Below are 14,198 nucleotides of genomic sequence, written 5' to 3'. Positions count from 1 at the left end.
GGGCTGCGCGTTCGCGTGGTGAGGGGGTGGTGTGGGTGCTATTCCGGGGGACAACAACGGCGCCCTACCGTTGTCGGAGGGCGCCGTCGTGGTCCGGAAGCTATTCGCAGTATTCGATTCTTGGCTCTCCGGCACACGTTAAGCCGAAAGCGCGCAGCGGAATCAGCGGTCCCCGGCCCGTGCTGCCTTCTTCAACTCAGCGATTCTCAGCCGTAGGAAGATGACGGCCAAGACCAGGGCGTACACGGCCAGGGCGGCCACCGCGATCATGAAGACCGCGTACAGGATGCCCATAATTCCGAAGGCTGGACCCAAATTCATTACTACCCCCAATAGTCGTTGAGCCCCCATGCTACGCAAACCACGAGCGATTTCCGTGGACCAGTGGTACTCGTACGGCGCCTGTCAGCCAAGCTCGGCTCGGCGAGCCTCGGCTCCGTACTCTGACCATCCGCCTGGGTAGAGGCGGCCGCGGCCGAGTCCTGCATGCTCGAGGGCGAGAAGGTTGTGGCATGCCGTGACGCCTGATCCGCAGTAGGAGATGACGGCAGTCGCATCTTCGATCCCAACCTTCGCAAACGCTCGTCGGACCTCAAGGATCGGGCGCAGGCGTCCGTCAGGGTCTAGGTTCCCACGGCATGGGACGTTCACGGCGCCGGGGATGTGTCCGGCTTGGGGATCGGTGGGCAGCTGGAGGCTTCCGTCGAAGCGGTCGGCGTTTCGAGCGTCGACGATGATCCCGGTAGCCCCTGCCTTAATGTCCTCAAGCCGGGCGAGATGCTCCTTCGGCCACGGAGACGGCGTGAAAGTCGCGGGCGTCGGCTTGGCGGGCGTCGTCTCCAGCGCTCCTGTCCATGCGGCAATCCCGCCGTCGAGCAGCGCCGCCCGATGCCCGAGGGCACGCAGCATCCACACCAGCCGTGCTGCGATGACTCCTCCCGCATCGTCATAGGCGACGACGGTGGTGGAGTCGCCGATTCCCAGGGAAGACATTCCCTGCGCGAACACTTCAGGGTCGGGAAGAGGGTTCAGGCCGTGTGGTCCCGAACTGCCCGACAGCCATGAATCCAGGTCCACGAACAGCGCGCCTGGAAGGTGCCCGCCGTCGTACGCTGCACGACCCGACGTGCCGTCGAGGTACCACCGAACATCAGCGGTGACAACGTTGGTTCGGTGTGCCTTGAGCCATGCGGCATCAACAAAGGGCGGAAGGTCCTCTTGGGTTGTCCGGCTATCGTCCATACAGTGCAGGCTAAAGGACGCGTCCATTATTCGAGCAAAAACGTCCCATTATGTGGACGCGCGCCTAGGGGCCCGCGACCGTCGCCGCAGAATCCCCTGAGCCTGTGTTCAACCGTCGTTACCCCGCGAAGGGGCGAAAGCGATCTGCTCCGTGCGGGCAATACCTCGCTCGATAGCAGCCTTGTCTATGCCCAGGAGCGTGGTGAGCCACATGCCGTTTTGCACGACGACGATGTCTGCCGCGCGCTCCCTGCACTCATCAGCAGAAAGCCCGGGTCTGGCATTCCCTATGAGTGTGGCAAGCCCGACCAGATACCGGTCAAAAGCCGCCGCGTTGATCCGTGCAAAGTCCTCGTCAGCCTGGGCGAGGGCCCAGAGGTGGAGGCGGAGGGACAGGTACGGCGTAGTCAGGAGATCAGGGTCCGCAACGCGCCGAAGTGACTCCCGGAGTTGCTCCTCAGGGGTTGATGCCGGCTCCGGCTCCACGAGCATGAGGTCGTGCTCTTCGATCCGGTGCAGAACCGCGCGGATCAGGCTCGACTTGTCCTCGTAGTAGTAGTTCACGAGCCCAAGCGCCACGCCTGCTTCACGCGCCACGGCTCGCATATTGATGCCCGAAATGCCGTGGCGGGACAGGAGTTCCAGGGCCGCTTCGAGAATACGTGTCTGCCTGTCAACCTGTTCGCTGGACTTTACGGTGCTTGTACCCATTCGGCCAGACTATTGCCAAACCCGAATCGGCGCATCCCGGCTGCCTACAGGTTTTCCTCCGCGTAAACCCGCAGGGCATCGCGAACGAACGTGGCTCCCGGCTCGCCGCCATAGTTCGCGGCAAATCGAGGATCAGCAACGTACATTTCACCGAGGCCGGTGACGTAGCCTTTTACGTCTCCACCGGGTGTGGCGGACGGTGTGCCTGGGATTCCGCGGAGCCATTCCACGTGGCGCCTTGCCAGTTCTTGTGCTTCAGCGCTATCCGGCGCGATGCCGGATGTGGCAGCGGAGATCCAGTCGCTACCCAGTTGGCGGGAGCGGTCCTTCCATTGCTGCTTTTCTTCGGCGCTCATGCCGCGCCACCAAGCGTCACTGGTGGCGTAAGCGTCCTTGCCCCAGCGTTCCTCTACCTCGTCCTTGTATTGAGTGTGGTCGAAGCCGTCAAACATGTCCTGTGCCATGTACTTTCCATCCCCTTTCAATGTGTCAATGGTTTGCCGCACCGACGCGATTTGCCGCGACAGGCGGTCCTGCTCTTGCCCAAGCCATTCCAGATGGCCGCTCAACGCCTTGACGGTGTCGGTCTCCCGGGCCAGCACGTCGGCAATCGCAGGCAAGCCCAGTCCAAGTTCCCGGAGCAGGAGGATCCGCTGGAGCTGCACCAAGGCCGGACCGTCGTAATAGCGGTAGCCGTTATGACCGGTCCGGCTTGGCTTGAGCAGCCCAATATCGTCGTAATGACGCAGCGTGCGGCTGGTGGTCCCTGCCATTTTGGCAATTTCCTGGATCGACCAGTCCATGTGTCCTCCGTCCGACCTTCGCGTTCCTGGCTTGTCCTTTGACAGTAATGGTTGACGTTACGTCAAGGTCAAGGGGGTGGATTGGAGGAATCAGTCGGCCAGGATCAGGTAGAGCGCACGGCGGGTTTCATCGAGCTTTTCGATCGCCGCCCTGCGCTGTTCGTCGGTTGCCGCGGCGCGGAACTGGTGGACGACGCCCATCAGTTTCCCGATGCTTTGGTGGAACTCCTGCATGTTTCCGTCAGCCTCGGTGTTCCAGGCGTTGGCGAGTTCTTCTTCATGCTCTGCAACGTAGGCCCGGCCATCGTCCGTCAAAGTGAATTCCGTCCTGCGCCCCTCGCCCACGGCTGTGATGAGCTCTTCATCAACCAGCTGCTGCAGCGTGGGGTAGACGGACCCGGGGCTGGGACGCCAGGCTCCGGAGGTCTTCTCGGCGATGGTCTTGATCAGTCCATAGCCGTTGGAAGGAGCCTCGGCGAGCAGGGAAAGAATTGCAGCGCGGACGTCGCCTCGGTTACGACGGGGACCGCCCGGCCCGAACCCGCGGGGACCGAATCCGCCGGGGCCGAACCCGCCAGGTCCAAACCCGCCGGGACCAAATCCGCCAGGCCCGAATCCCGGGCCGAAGCCTGGCCCGCGGCCGGGTCCGCCGTGTCCTTGGGGACCCCGGCGCCCTTTGCCGCGATTGAAGCGGCCGCGTCCATGGCCATGTTCGGGAAGTCCGGAACCGTGTTCCGGGAACGAGCTTTCGTCGTGATTGTGGATGCCTTTCATAACAGCATCATCCTTTCGGTTAGTGGTTCGCCGAAGGAATATCGGCGATAGTTAACGATATATCGGTAACTATCGGAACGTCAATAGTCTTTTTGGGGATCGGGCATCGCGTGGGGACGGTTGGGATGTGAGCGAGCATCGGGTTAGGACGGTTGGGATGTGAGCGAGCATCGCGTTGGGGATGGTTGGGATGTGAGAGAGCATCGGGTGGGGACGGTTGGGATGTGAGAGAACGTTAAAGTCCGACGGCGGGTGCGGGCTTCACGTGAAGTCCGCACCCGCCGTCGGGGTTCTTGGGAAAGCCTACGAAAGGGGAGTGACGTAAGCGCCCGAGATCCCGCCGTCCACCAGGAACGTGGAGGCTGTGATGAAGGAAGCGTCGTCACTGGCGAGGAAGGCGACTGCCGCGGCCAGCTCTTCGGGTTCCGCAAAGCGACCCAGGGGCACGTGCACCAACCGCCGGGCTGCCTTCTCGGGGTCCTTGGCGAAGAGTTCCTTCAGCAGGGGAGTGTTCACCGGGCCGGGGCAGAGGGCATTGATACGGATGCCCTGACGGGCGAATTCGACGCCGAGTTCGCGGCTCATGGACAGCACGCCACCCTTGGAGGCGCTGTACGAAATCTGGGACGTTGCCGCTCCCATGACAGCCACGAACGACGCCGTGTTAATGATGGAGCCCTTGCCCTGCTCCTGCATGTACGGGATGGCGTACTTGCAGCAGTAGTAGACGGAGGTCAGGTTGACCTCCTGCACCCTGCGCCAGGCGTCGATTCCGGTGTCGAGGATGGAAGCGTCGTCGGCGGGGGAGATGCCGGCGTTGTTGAAGGCGATATCCACGCTGCCGTAGCTCTCTTTGGTCTGGGCGTAGAGGTTGCGAACCTCTTCTTCGCTGGTGACGTCCACCTTGACGAACAGGCCGCCCACTTCATTGGCAGCGGCGATTCCGGACGTCGGTTCGATGTCGGCGATGACGACGTTGGCGCCCTCAGCGGCCATCCGGCGTGCTGTGGCCAGACCGATGCCACTGGCACCGCCGGTGATGACTGCGCTGCGGCCTGCGAGACGGTTCGAAACTACTGATTGCATTGGTGCTCTCCTTGGAAAAGTGGAAAAAGTTCAGGCGGACTGGGTGGAAATAAAGACGTTCTTGACTTCGCTGAAGGCATCCAGCGCGTCGGGGCCAAGCTCGCGGCCAAGGCCGGACTGCTTGAAGCCGCCAAAAGGCGTGGAGTATCGGACGGACGAGTGCGAATTCACGGAAAGATTGCCGGACTCGACGCCCCGGGCTACGCGCAATGCGCGGTCCACCTTGGACGTCCAGATCGAGCCGGACAAGCCGTACTCGGTGTTGTTGGCTATTCGAATGGCGTCGGCTTCGTCGTCGAACGGCACCACGGCAACAACCGGCCCAAAGATCTCGTCCGTGAACGACGGCGCCTTCACATCCGGTGTGAGCACCGTGGGTGGGAACCAGAAGCCCGGCCCTTCCGGCGCCTTCCCCTGGAAGGCGACCGGGGCGCCGTCGGGCACGAAAGCGGAAACCGTGCCCAGCTGCTGGGCCGAAATCAGCGGACCCATTGTGGTGGCCGGATCTGCAGGGTCTCCGACACGCATGCCGAGGACCTCTGGTTCCAGCAGCTCGAGGAAGCGCTCATAGACGCTGCGCTGCACAAGGATCCTGGAACGTGCGCAGCAATCCTGCCCGGCGTTGTCGAAAGCGCCACCGGGAGCGGCGGCCGCAGCCATCTCAAGGTCGGCGTCGTCGAAGATGATGTTGGCACTCTTGCCGCCCAGCTCAAGCGTCACCCGCTTCACCTGGTCCGCGCAGCCGGCCATGATCTGCTTCCCCACGCCGGTTGAGCCGGTGAAGACAACCTTCCTAACCGCCGGATGCGTGACAAACCTCTGGCCCACCACGGAACCCTTGCCGGGAATCACCTGGAAGACGCCCTCGGGAAGCCCCGCTTCCAGCGCCAATTCACCGAGGCGGATGGCGGTCAACGGCGTGACCTCCGCCGGCTTGAGCACAACAGTGTTGCCTGCGGCCAACGCGGGGGCAAATCCCCATCCTGCAATGGGCATCGGAAAGTTCCACGGCACGATGATCCCAACTACCCCCAAGGGCTCGTGGAATGTCATGTTGACCCCGCCAGCCACAGGAATTTGGCGGCCGAAATGACGTTCCGGAGCAGCCGAGTAGTAATTGAGGACGTCGCGGACGTTGCCCGCTTCCCATCGCGCGTTGCCAATGGTGTGGCCCGCGTTTCGCACCTCAAGTTGCGCGAGGTTCTCCAGGTCATTGTCGACGGCGGCAGCGAACCGTCGCAGCAGCAGCGCCCGGTCCGCGGGGGCAACTGTCCGCCACGTCTCGTAGGCGGCGGCTGCCTTGGCAATGGCTGCGTCCGTTTCTGCCGGGCCAGCCAAGGGAACAGTCTGGATGACCTCCTCGGTGGCCGGATTGATCACATCAAACACTGTTGCTGTCATGCGGGGAACATCGCTTTCATGGTTGCGGTCTGGTCTGAGCGGTAGCCGGCGGCAGCTTCCACGAACCCGCGGAACAGCCGGAGATCGTTGGGGTTCTGTTCCGGATGGAACTGAACACCCAGAACCCAGCCGCCTTCGGTGGTTTCAACGGCCTGGACCAAGGCATCGGCGGACCTGGCCGTTACACGGAGCGTGTCCGGCACGGAGTCCAGGGCCTGGTGGTGGTAACACGGGGAGGTGGCGGAGCCGCCCAGCAGGTGATGGATGAGGCTGCCCGGGGTAGTTGTGAAGGATGCTTCTCCGTAAACCCCAGGTGCCGGCTGGCTCTTGCTGTCTGGAATGACGTCGGGGATGTGCTGGATCAAAGTCCCGCCCAGTACGACGTTGAGGAGCTGCGCTCCGCGGCAGATCGCGAACAGCGGGAGTTGGCGCTCAAGTGCGGCACGGATCAGGGCGGAATCGTGCGCGTCCCGCAGCGGCTGCGGCTTGGTAGCTGGGTGCGGCGGCTCGCCGTAGAGGGAAGGATCGACGTCGGGACCTCCCACCACGATCAAGCCGTCCACCAGGTCCAGCACGGATTCGTCGGTGCCCAGCGGAGGGAGCAGGATTGGTGTTGCTCCGGCTGCGACCACTGCCTCCACGTACGTTCCCGGGAGGATTGCCGCCGTCGTATTCCACACTCCCCAGGAGGCCTCCTGAAGGTAACTGGTGAGCGCGATCCTGGGCTTGTACGGTTGCCCGTAAGTTTCAGAGACGTTCGAAGCCACGGACCCGCTCCCAATCTGTGATGGCGCTGTCGTAAGCGGTGAGCTCAACGTTGGCGGCGTGGACGTAGTGGTCCACCACGTCGTCGCCGAAAGCCTTGCGGGCAATGCTGCTCTCGGCCAGGAGGTCCCGCGCGTCCCGCAACGTAGTGGGCAGCCGTTCCGCATCGGATTCGTAAGCGTTGCCCTTGGTGATTGCCGGCAACTGGAGATCGTTCTCGATGCCATGGATGACTGCGGCGATCATTGCAGCCACGGCGAGGTAGGGGTTCACGTCGCCGCCGCCCACGCGGTTCTCGGTGCGGAGGCCGCGGCCGTGACCCACCACGCGGAGCGCGCAGCTGCGGTTGTCCAGGCCCCAGGCGATCGCCGTCGGGGCGAAGCTGCCTTCCACGAATCTCTTGTAGGAATTGATGTTGGGCGCCAGGAAGTAGGCGAGTTCGCGCAGCGCGGCGAGTTGACCCGCAACGAAGCGTTCCATCAGGGGACTGAAGCCGTGTTCGCCGTCGCCCGCCAGTACCGGGTTCCCGTCCAGGTCGGTGAGGCTGAAGTGGATGTGGCAGGAGTTGCCTTCACGCTCGTTGAACTTGGACATGAACGTGATGCTCTTGCCGTGCTGGTCGGCGATTTCCTTGGCGCCGTTCTTGTAGAACGTGTGCTTATCGCAGGCCGCGAGGGCTTCATCGAAGCGGAACGTGATTTCCTGCTGGCCGAGATTGCATTCGCCCTTGGACGACTCGACCACCAGACCCGCGGCTTCCATGTTGTTGCGGATGGAGCGGATCACTGGTTCCAACCGGGCTGTGGCAAGGAGCGAGTAGTCCACGTTGTATTGCGTCGACGGCGCAAGGCCCGTGTAGTTCTTCTGCCAGGCCTGGTTGTATGAGTCATCGAACATCAGGAACTCAAGCTCGGTGCCAACGTGGGCCCGGTAGCCCAGCTTTTCGAGCCGTTCGATCTGCGCTTTCAGGATCTGCCGTGGTGATGCTGCCACGGGCGTCCGGTCTGTCCACAGGACATCGCACTGCACGATGGCTGTGCCTTCGAGCCAAGGGACCTTCCGGAGTGTTGAAACGTCCGGCAGCATCACCATGTCCCCGTAGCCGGTCTCCCAGGACGACATCGCGTAGCCGTCCACGGTTTGCATTTCAACATCCACGGCGAGCAGGTAGTTACAGCCCTCCGCGCCGTGATCCAGGACGTCTTCAAGGAAGGAACGCGCACCGCAGCGTTTGCCCTGGAGGCGACCCAGCGCATCGGTGATGGCGACAATGACAGTATCGATCTCGCCCCTTGCTACGGCTTCGCGCAGTTCGTCGACGGTGAGCTGCCGGTTCCGGCTGGACTCTTGGATGTGGGAATTCATGATGTCTCCGCAGTGTGGTTCTGTGAGTGGATGTCAGGTTCTGCTGGCTGCTACTTCAGCTCGGCCTCGGCCATGGCGAGTTGGGCGAACTCTTCCTCGGGTGCGCCCGCCACGATCCGGTGCCGGCTGTAGAGCCAGTAGTAAAGGAGGGCAGCGGCAAAAATCGCTGCCGTAATGGAAGCGGCAAAGACGTCGACGACGAACGTCGCCACGACTGCCACCGCGGACAGGACCAGGGCAATCGACGTCGTGACGATCCCGCCCGGCGTCTTGTAACCGCGGTCCAGGTTGGGTTCCTTCTTGCGAAGGACGATGTGCGAGAGGTTCAGCAGGACGTAGGAAACCGTCGCGCCGAAGACGGCGATGTTGATGAGCAAGGCACCATCCTGGGTGATGGCCGCGAGGAGGAATCCAATGGTGCCCGGAACAATCAATGCCCAGTACGGGGTGCGCCGTTTGCCGGTGAGGGAGAGCCAGCGGGGGAGGTAGCCTGCCCGGGAGAGGGCAAACAGCTGGCGTGAATAGGCGTAAATGATGGAGAAGAAGCTCGCCACCAGACCAGCCAGTCCCGCGTAATTGATGAAGTCTGCAAGGAAGGTGTTGCCGCCATAGGCGATGCGTAGGGCTTCAGGCAGCGGGTTGTCGGATTCGCTCATGGCTTGGGAGCCAGCTGCGCCGGGTACCAAAACCAGCATCAGCGCGCCAAAAACGACCAGGATGATGACGGCCACAATGATTCCACGGGGCATGTCTCGCTTTGGATTCGACGTTTCCTCAGCCGCGAGGGGAACGCCCTCCACCGCAAGGAAGAACCAGATTCCGTAGACCAGCGCAGCCAGGATGCCGCTGATACCCATGGGCAGGAACGCGCTGGAGCCTGCGGATCCATCGGGAACAATATCGAACAGCCGGGCCGAATCGAACTTTGGAAGCAGGCCGACGACGGCGGCGGCCAGGGCGATGGTGGCCACCGCGGTGATGGCGAACATGATCTTGAGGGCTTCGCCGACTCCGCGGATGTGGATGCCGATGAAGATGACGTACGTGACCAGGTAGACCGGCCACGAGTTGGTGAGGCCAAAGAGACCAAGTGCCTCCACATAGCCGCCGATGAAGGTGGCAATAGCTGCCGGTGCCACCGCGTATTCGATCAGGACCGCCATGCCGGTTGCGAATCCACCGAGTGGTCCCAGGGCCCGGCGGGCGAACGCATAGCCGGCCCCCGCCGTCGGGAGCGTTGATGAGAGCTCAGCGAGCCCGAAAACCATGCAGGTGTACATCACGGCCATGAGAAGGAAAGCGATCAGCAGGCCGCCCCAGCCTCCTTGTGCCAGGCCCAGGTTCCAGCCGGCGAAATCGCCGGAGATCACGTAGGCCACTCCAAGTCCCGCGAGGAGAACCCATCCGGCGGCACCCCGTTTGAGGCGCCGGTGCTTCAAATACTCATCCTCGCCGCCGGGCGGCTGGTGCACTGTTTCCATGCGTGTTCCTATCGTCTGAGGAATGCTTCTGGGAAAAGTCGAGCGGGGGATCAATCAGATCCTAAAGGACTGTTTTCAGTCCAAAGTGTGCTTCAAAGTCTGGAGCGTGATTCGCCACGAGTCAAGACTTTTCTGAAAAACCTGATGACTTGGATCACAATTCGAGGCGTGTCCAATGGTTTCTTTGATGACCTTTATTGCTCGGCGTGGGTAGCATGGAGGCAGCAGCGCCCTATGAATGGCCTCATTGGTTGGCGCAGCCCGCATTCCGTGGAAGGAGATGCCGTGCCGGACTCACCGTTTGGCCCGTCGTTCTCGATGCTGCGCCCAGTCAGGGGCGGCAACGCGTTCGAAGAGACCATCGAACACATCCTGCAGACCATCAAGCTGGGGATCTTTGCTCCGGCCGAGAAACTGCCGCCCGAACGCGAACTGGCCGAACAATTGGGAGTCTCCCGCGCCACCCTTCGCGACGCCTTGGGGGAGTTGCAAAGCGCCGGCTATCTGGAAGTCCAGCGCGGCCGGTACGGCGGAACATACGTTTCCACAACGGCAGTCCAGCGCCAGCCGGACCAAGGACCGCTCGACCCCGCCGAAGTGGAGGACGTCCTGCTCTTCAGGTCCATCATCGAGCCTGCCGCCGCTGCTTTGGCCGCCAAAGCGGACCTCTCCGCAGCTGCCCGCCGACACCTACAGGTCTGCCTCTCTGAAGTCAGCGCTTCCCCTGCCCTGGGCTACCGTCCGCGCGACGCCCGGTTCCACATCGCGATTGCCGAATTGTCCGGCTCCGCAAGCCTGGTAGGCGCCGTGGCCGAAACACGGTCCCGGCTCAACGAGCTCCTGGACCGGATCCCCTTGCTCAGCACCAACCTGGAACATGCCAACGAACAACACACCGAGATCGCCGAAGCGATCCTGCGCGGCGATGCCCCCGCCGCCGAGCGGGCCACCATCGAACACCTGGAAGGAACGGCTTCACTGCTGCGCGGCTTCCTCGCCTGATCCTCGCTCACGTCCTGCGGCTTTTTGGCGGTCGTTCTCTCACGTCGTGCGGCTTTTCAGTGATCGTTCTCTCACATCGTGCGGCTTTTCGGTGATCGTTCTCTCACATCCGAGGCCGCCCAGGTCGAATCAAAGGACGTCGAATCGCGTCGCAATATGGTTGAGCCTTTGTCATGCGGCTGACTAGTGTTGGACACATGCGCGAACTCCAGGCCAAGATCATCGAGGAAATGGGCGTCCAGCCCCGGATCAACCCCCAAGAGGAGGTCCGCAAACGGGTCACGTTCTTGAAGGAATACGTGAAAGCCACGGGCACAAACGGCTTTGTGCTGGGCATCTCCGGGGGGCTTGATTCCACTCTTGCCGGTCGCTTGGCACAGCTGGCAGTCGAGGAATTGGAAGCTGAAGGCGTTAACGCGAACTTTGTCGCGGTCAGGCTCCCCTACGGTATTCAGCACGACGAAGACGATGCCCAAGCCGCGTTGGACTTCATCAAGGCCAAAACCGAACGGACCTTCAACATCTCCCGCGCCGTGGACGGATTCGAGGAAGAGTTCGAGAAAACCACTGGCGCTGAAATCTCCGACTTTCACAAAGGCAACACCAAGGCCCGCGCACGCATGGTTGCCCAGTACGCAATCGCCGGCGAACACAACTATCTGGTGATCGGCACAGACCACGGCGCCGAGTCCGTCACGGGCTTCTTCACTAAATATGGCGACGGCGGTGCGGACATCCTGCCGCTGTTCGGTCTGAACAAACGCCAGAACCGCGAACTCCTGGCCGAGTTGGGCGCTTCCGCGCGACTTTGGCAGAAGGTGCCCACGGCTGACCTGCTGGACGACAAACCAGGCCGTACCGATGAAGACGAGCTCGGAGTCACGTACGACCAAATCGACGACTACCTTGAAGGCCGCGAAGTTTCCGACGGCGTTGCGGAAATCATTGAGCAGAAGTATCTCCGCACGCGCCACAAGCGCACAGTGCCGGTCACCATCTTCGACACGTGGTGGAAATAGCCCCGCATTTCCTCTCGCATATCCAATAGGTTTTTGGCGGTCGTTCTCTCACATCAAACGTGCTTTTGGCCGATGCGCTCGCACATAGCACCGGGCTTCGACGCGGAGCTCCCATCACGCAGTCCCACGAAAACCTTACGGCCGCACGGCCCGACGTGGGACAAACGCGTTGAGTGCCGACGTGCAGGATGTGAGAGAACGTTGCCTGTAGGGCGGCGGGATGTGAGAGAACGTTGCCTGTGGGCCGGCGGGATGTGAGAGAACGTTGCCTGTGGGGCGGCGGGATGTGAGAGAACGATCCGTAAAGGGCCGCGGGATGTGAGAGAACGTTGCCTGTGGGGCGGCGGGATGTGAGAGAACGATCCGTCAAGGGCGGCGGGATGTGAGAGAACGATCCGTCAACGGCGGCGGGATGTGAGAGAACGATCCCCAAACCTCCGATCTAGCCGGAAGAGACCGGACCTGTGGAGCCGCGGACGGTGAGATGGGTGGGCATGACGGAGCGGCTGCGGTTGCCACCTCCTGCCAAGGGGTTCAGTTGGGCCAGCAGCATGGACACCGCCACCCGGCCGGCTTGCTCGATGGGTGAGCTCATGGTCGTCAGAGGTGGGTTGCAGAAGTCGGCACCAAAGATGTCGTCGCAACCCACGATGCTCATATCTTCGGGCACGCGCAGGCCGCGTTCGCGAAGCCGCTGCAACATGCCGATGGCTATGAGGTCGTTGAAGACAATGCAGGCAGTCACTCCACTGTGGACTGCGGCATCGGCAGCGGCAGCGCCGGACTGCGTCTTTGGAGCAAAGGGGCCGAGGCTGCGAACATCCACTCCACGGTCCTCGGCCGCTGCGGACAACGAGGCCCAGCGCCGGGCGCTCGACTGCGAGACTACCGGCCCGGCTACGTAGGCCACGGATGTGTGCCCCAGGGAAATAAGGTGGTCCAGCGCCTGCGGCATGGCGGATGGAGTATCGATGATGACGGCAGGAACGCCGACGACGTCACGGTTCACGGTGACCATGGGCATCTTGGCGGCAGCAGCGGCGAGGGACTCGTCATTCAACCGGGAGGCTGCAACGATCACGCCGTCAGCACTCTGGCGCAGCTGCTCCAAGGTGCTGGCCTCAACTTCATCGGATTCCTCGGTGTCCACCAGTAACTGTGTGTACCCTGCAGCCTTGAGTTGCAGCTGCGTTCCGCGGATGAGGTCGAAGTAGAACGGGTTGGTGATATCGGGCACCAGCACCCCAACTGCTCCGGTCCGGCCGGAGCTCAGTGCCTTTGCTTGGGAGTTCGGCGTGTAATTAAGTTCGACGGCGGCAGCTTGGATCCGTTGCCGGGTGCGGATATTGACGCGGTCCGGGTTGGTGAGCGCCCGGGACACAGTAGATGCAGCGACTCCGCACAGGGCGGCAATGTCATGGATGGTGGCGGGCCGGTCTGATGCCACGGGTTGTGTCGCCATGGGTGTTCCTCTCTGAACAACGGGTCATCCGGCTGTGATTGCTGCCACACCGTTTATCAAGAATGCCACAGCATGGCAGATTGTGGCAATCGGTTGTCATGAGGATGCCAAGTTGGCTAAACTCAGGGAACAGCACCGCCTGTGAACTGTGTCACCGCACCCTTGCGGCGCCGCGCGGAACCAGCCGCCACAGGCAATATCTAGGAGATTTCGTGACTCAACCCAATGCCGTGTGGAGCCTGTCCGGTTTCGGCGATGAGATAGACCCCGATCCCGCAATCCAGGCCGCTGCACTCCTGGCCCTCGGCGCCAGCCATATCGAAGTCCGCAGCGCCTGGGACGTGAACGTGTCCGAGCTGGAAAAGGAAGCAGTGGAGCGGCTCAAAGGGATTTTTGACGAAAGAGGCCTCAAAGTCTCTGCCGTTGCCAGCCCCATAGGCAAGGTGGACGTCAGCCTTCCCGTGGAGCATGAGGTCAATCGACTCCGCCAGATCATCTCAGTGGCCAAGGGCCTTGACGCCAAGTACGTCCGGATCTTCTCCTTCTACCGCGCCGAAGGCCAGAGCCAGGAAGAAATCCGGGATGCCGTCATGGAACGCATGAGGGCATTGGCTGCCGAGGCCGAAGCCAGTGGAATCGTCCTGCTCCACGAAAACGAAAAGGGCATCTACGGCGATACGCCCGAGAGGGTGCTGGACATCATGGAGACTGTGGCGTCCCCGGCGCTCCGGGTGGCGTGGGATAACGCCAACTTCGTACAGGTAGGCGTCAAGCCTTACACCGAGGGCTATGCGATGCTGCGTCCGTACCTTGAGTACTTGCAGGTAAAGGATGCCTTGGCCGATACGGGTGAGGTGGTTCCTGCCGGGCAGGGTGACGGCGAACTGGATGCCACCATTGCCGCACTCAAGGCCGACGGCTTCACAGGCTTCGCCTCCTTGGAGCCGCACCTCGCCAACGCCCACGAGCTGGGTGGGTACTCCGGACCCGTAGCCTTCGGCATTGCTGCGAGGGCTTTCGCGAGCCTGGCAGCCAGGAATGGCGTCGAACTGGCCTGACAGCCGGCTCGGCCGCAACGCACCAGCAC

Annotated in this window: 14 protein-coding genes; 3 read left to right on the top strand and 11 right to left on the bottom strand. The window is 62.3% G+C overall.

Annotation, left to right across the window (positions count from 1 at the left end):
• Positions 1 to 162 precede the first annotated feature (162 nt).
• The 10 genes from AC6I97_RS22280 to eat form a co-directional block, all read right to left on the bottom strand.
• Positions 163 to 321: a hypothetical protein gene (locus tag AC6I97_RS22280; RefSeq protein WP_497946821.1), complete on the bottom strand. Its 159-nt coding sequence runs from the start codon at positions 319 to 321 to the stop codon at positions 163 to 165.
• A gap of 84 nt (positions 322 to 405) precedes the next feature.
• Positions 406 to 1,242 carry a sulfurtransferase gene (locus tag AC6I97_RS22275; RefSeq protein ID WP_497946820.1) on the bottom strand — a complete coding sequence of 279 codons (837 nt, stop codon included), beginning with the start codon at positions 1,240 to 1,242 and terminating at the stop codon, positions 406 to 408.
• A 108-nt stretch (positions 1,243 to 1,350) separates the two neighbouring features.
• A complete protein-coding gene (locus tag AC6I97_RS22270; RefSeq protein ID WP_224095083.1) occupies positions 1,351 to 1,953 on the bottom strand; it encodes a TetR/AcrR family transcriptional regulator in 603 nt (200 codons plus the stop codon).
• Positions 1,954 to 1,997: 44 nt separating this feature from the next.
• Positions 1,998 to 2,756 (bottom strand): MerR family transcriptional regulator, encoded by a 759-nt coding sequence (locus AC6I97_RS22265; protein ID WP_224095084.1) that lies wholly within the window; start codon positions 2,754 to 2,756, stop codon positions 1,998 to 2,000.
• Between the two features lie 90 nt (positions 2,757 to 2,846).
• Positions 2,847 to 3,530 carry a PadR family transcriptional regulator gene (locus AC6I97_RS22260; RefSeq protein WP_224095085.1) on the bottom strand — a complete coding sequence of 228 codons (684 nt, stop codon included), beginning with the start codon at positions 3,528 to 3,530 and terminating at the stop codon, positions 2,847 to 2,849.
• A 303-nt stretch (positions 3,531 to 3,833) separates the two neighbouring features.
• Entirely contained in the window at positions 3,834 to 4,616 is a 783-nt protein-coding gene (locus AC6I97_RS22255; RefSeq protein WP_224166207.1) for a 3-oxoacyl-ACP reductase, read from the bottom strand.
• 30 nt (positions 4,617 to 4,646) lie between these two features.
• On the bottom strand, positions 4,647 to 6,017 hold the full coding sequence (locus tag AC6I97_RS22250) for an aldehyde dehydrogenase family protein (RefSeq protein WP_497946819.1): 1,371 nt from the start codon (positions 6,015 to 6,017) through the stop codon (positions 4,647 to 4,649).
• Positions 6,014 to 6,784, bottom strand: a complete 771-nt coding sequence (locus AC6I97_RS22245; protein WP_497946818.1) for a gamma-glutamyl-gamma-aminobutyrate hydrolase family protein — start codon at positions 6,782 to 6,784, stop codon at positions 6,014 to 6,016. Before AC6I97_RS22245 ends, AC6I97_RS22250 begins: the two co-directional genes overlap by 4 nt.
• Positions 6,765 to 8,147 (bottom strand): glutamine synthetase family protein, encoded by a 1,383-nt coding sequence (locus AC6I97_RS22240; RefSeq protein WP_497946817.1) that lies wholly within the window; start codon positions 8,145 to 8,147, stop codon positions 6,765 to 6,767. Before AC6I97_RS22240 ends, AC6I97_RS22245 begins: the two co-directional genes overlap by 20 nt.
• Before the next feature lie 50 nt (positions 8,148 to 8,197).
• The gene (gene eat, locus AC6I97_RS22235) at positions 8,198 to 9,628 is read right to left on the bottom strand and encodes an ethanolamine permease (RefSeq protein WP_497946816.1); all 1,431 of its coding nucleotides are present in this window, start codon (positions 9,626 to 9,628) and stop codon (positions 8,198 to 8,200) included.
• Between the two features lie 285 nt (positions 9,629 to 9,913).
• Here eat and AC6I97_RS22230 point away from each other — a divergent pair, with 285 nt between their 5' ends.
• Complete coding sequence (locus AC6I97_RS22230; RefSeq protein WP_497946815.1) at positions 9,914 to 10,630, top strand: FadR/GntR family transcriptional regulator; 717 nt, start codon at positions 9,914 to 9,916, stop codon at positions 10,628 to 10,630.
• Positions 10,631 to 10,827: 197 nt separating this feature from the next.
• A complete protein-coding gene (gene nadE / locus AC6I97_RS22225; protein WP_497946814.1) occupies positions 10,828 to 11,649 on the top strand; it encodes an NAD(+) synthase in 822 nt (273 codons plus the stop codon).
• Between the two features lie 442 nt (positions 11,650 to 12,091).
• Here the strand turns inward: nadE and AC6I97_RS22220 are convergent, their stop codons facing one another.
• On the bottom strand, positions 12,092 to 13,111 hold the full coding sequence (locus tag AC6I97_RS22220) for a LacI family DNA-binding transcriptional regulator (RefSeq protein WP_497946813.1): 1,020 nt from the start codon (positions 13,109 to 13,111) through the stop codon (positions 12,092 to 12,094).
• 212 nt (positions 13,112 to 13,323) lie between these two features.
• Here AC6I97_RS22220 and AC6I97_RS22215 point away from each other — a divergent pair, with 212 nt between their 5' ends.
• Positions 13,324 to 14,169, top strand: coding sequence for a sugar phosphate isomerase/epimerase family protein (locus AC6I97_RS22215; RefSeq protein ID WP_497946812.1), 846 nt, complete (start codon positions 13,324 to 13,326; stop codon positions 14,167 to 14,169).
• Positions 14,170 to 14,198 lie beyond the last annotated feature (29 nt).

This window comes from Arthrobacter sp. TmtSoilC48 (genome assembly GCF_059739425.1).
The sequence above is the reverse complement of the archived record's forward strand: the minus strand, read 5'-3'. Positions and strand labels throughout refer to the sequence as shown.

Excerpts from the sequence above, each read along its gene's own strand:
- AC6I97_RS22280 (WP_497946821.1), bottom strand. The coding sequence starts at position 321 with ATGAATTTGGGTCCAGCCTTCGGAATTATGGGCATCCTGTACGCGGTC.
- AC6I97_RS22275 (WP_497946820.1), bottom strand. The coding sequence starts at position 1,242 with ATGGACGATAGCCGGACAACCCAAGAGGACCTTCCGCCCTTTGTTGAT.
- AC6I97_RS22270 (WP_224095083.1), bottom strand. The coding sequence starts at position 1,953 with ATGGGTACAAGCACCGTAAAGTCCAGCGAACAGGTTGACAGGCAGACA.
- AC6I97_RS22265 (WP_224095084.1), bottom strand. The coding sequence starts at position 2,756 with ATGGACTGGTCGATCCAGGAAATTGCCAAAATGGCAGGGACCACCAGC.
- AC6I97_RS22260 (WP_224095085.1), bottom strand. The coding sequence starts at position 3,530 with ATGAAAGGCATCCACAATCACGACGAAAGCTCGTTCCCGGAACACGGT.
- AC6I97_RS22255 (WP_224166207.1), bottom strand. The coding sequence starts at position 4,616 with ATGCAATCAGTAGTTTCGAACCGTCTCGCAGGCCGCAGCGCAGTCATC.
- AC6I97_RS22250 (WP_497946819.1), bottom strand. The coding sequence starts at position 6,017 with ATGACAGCAACAGTGTTTGATGTGATCAATCCGGCCACCGAGGAGGTC.
- AC6I97_RS22240 (WP_497946817.1), bottom strand. The coding sequence starts at position 8,147 with ATGAATTCCCACATCCAAGAGTCCAGCCGGAACCGGCAGCTCACCGTC.
- eat (WP_497946816.1), bottom strand. The coding sequence starts at position 9,628 with ATGGAAACAGTGCACCAGCCGCCCGGCGGCGAGGATGAGTATTTGAAG.
- nadE (WP_497946814.1), top strand. The coding sequence starts at position 10,828 with ATGCGCGAACTCCAGGCCAAGATCATCGAGGAAATGGGCGTCCAGCCC.
- AC6I97_RS22220 (WP_497946813.1), bottom strand. The coding sequence starts at position 13,111 with ATGGCGACACAACCCGTGGCATCAGACCGGCCCGCCACCATCCATGAC.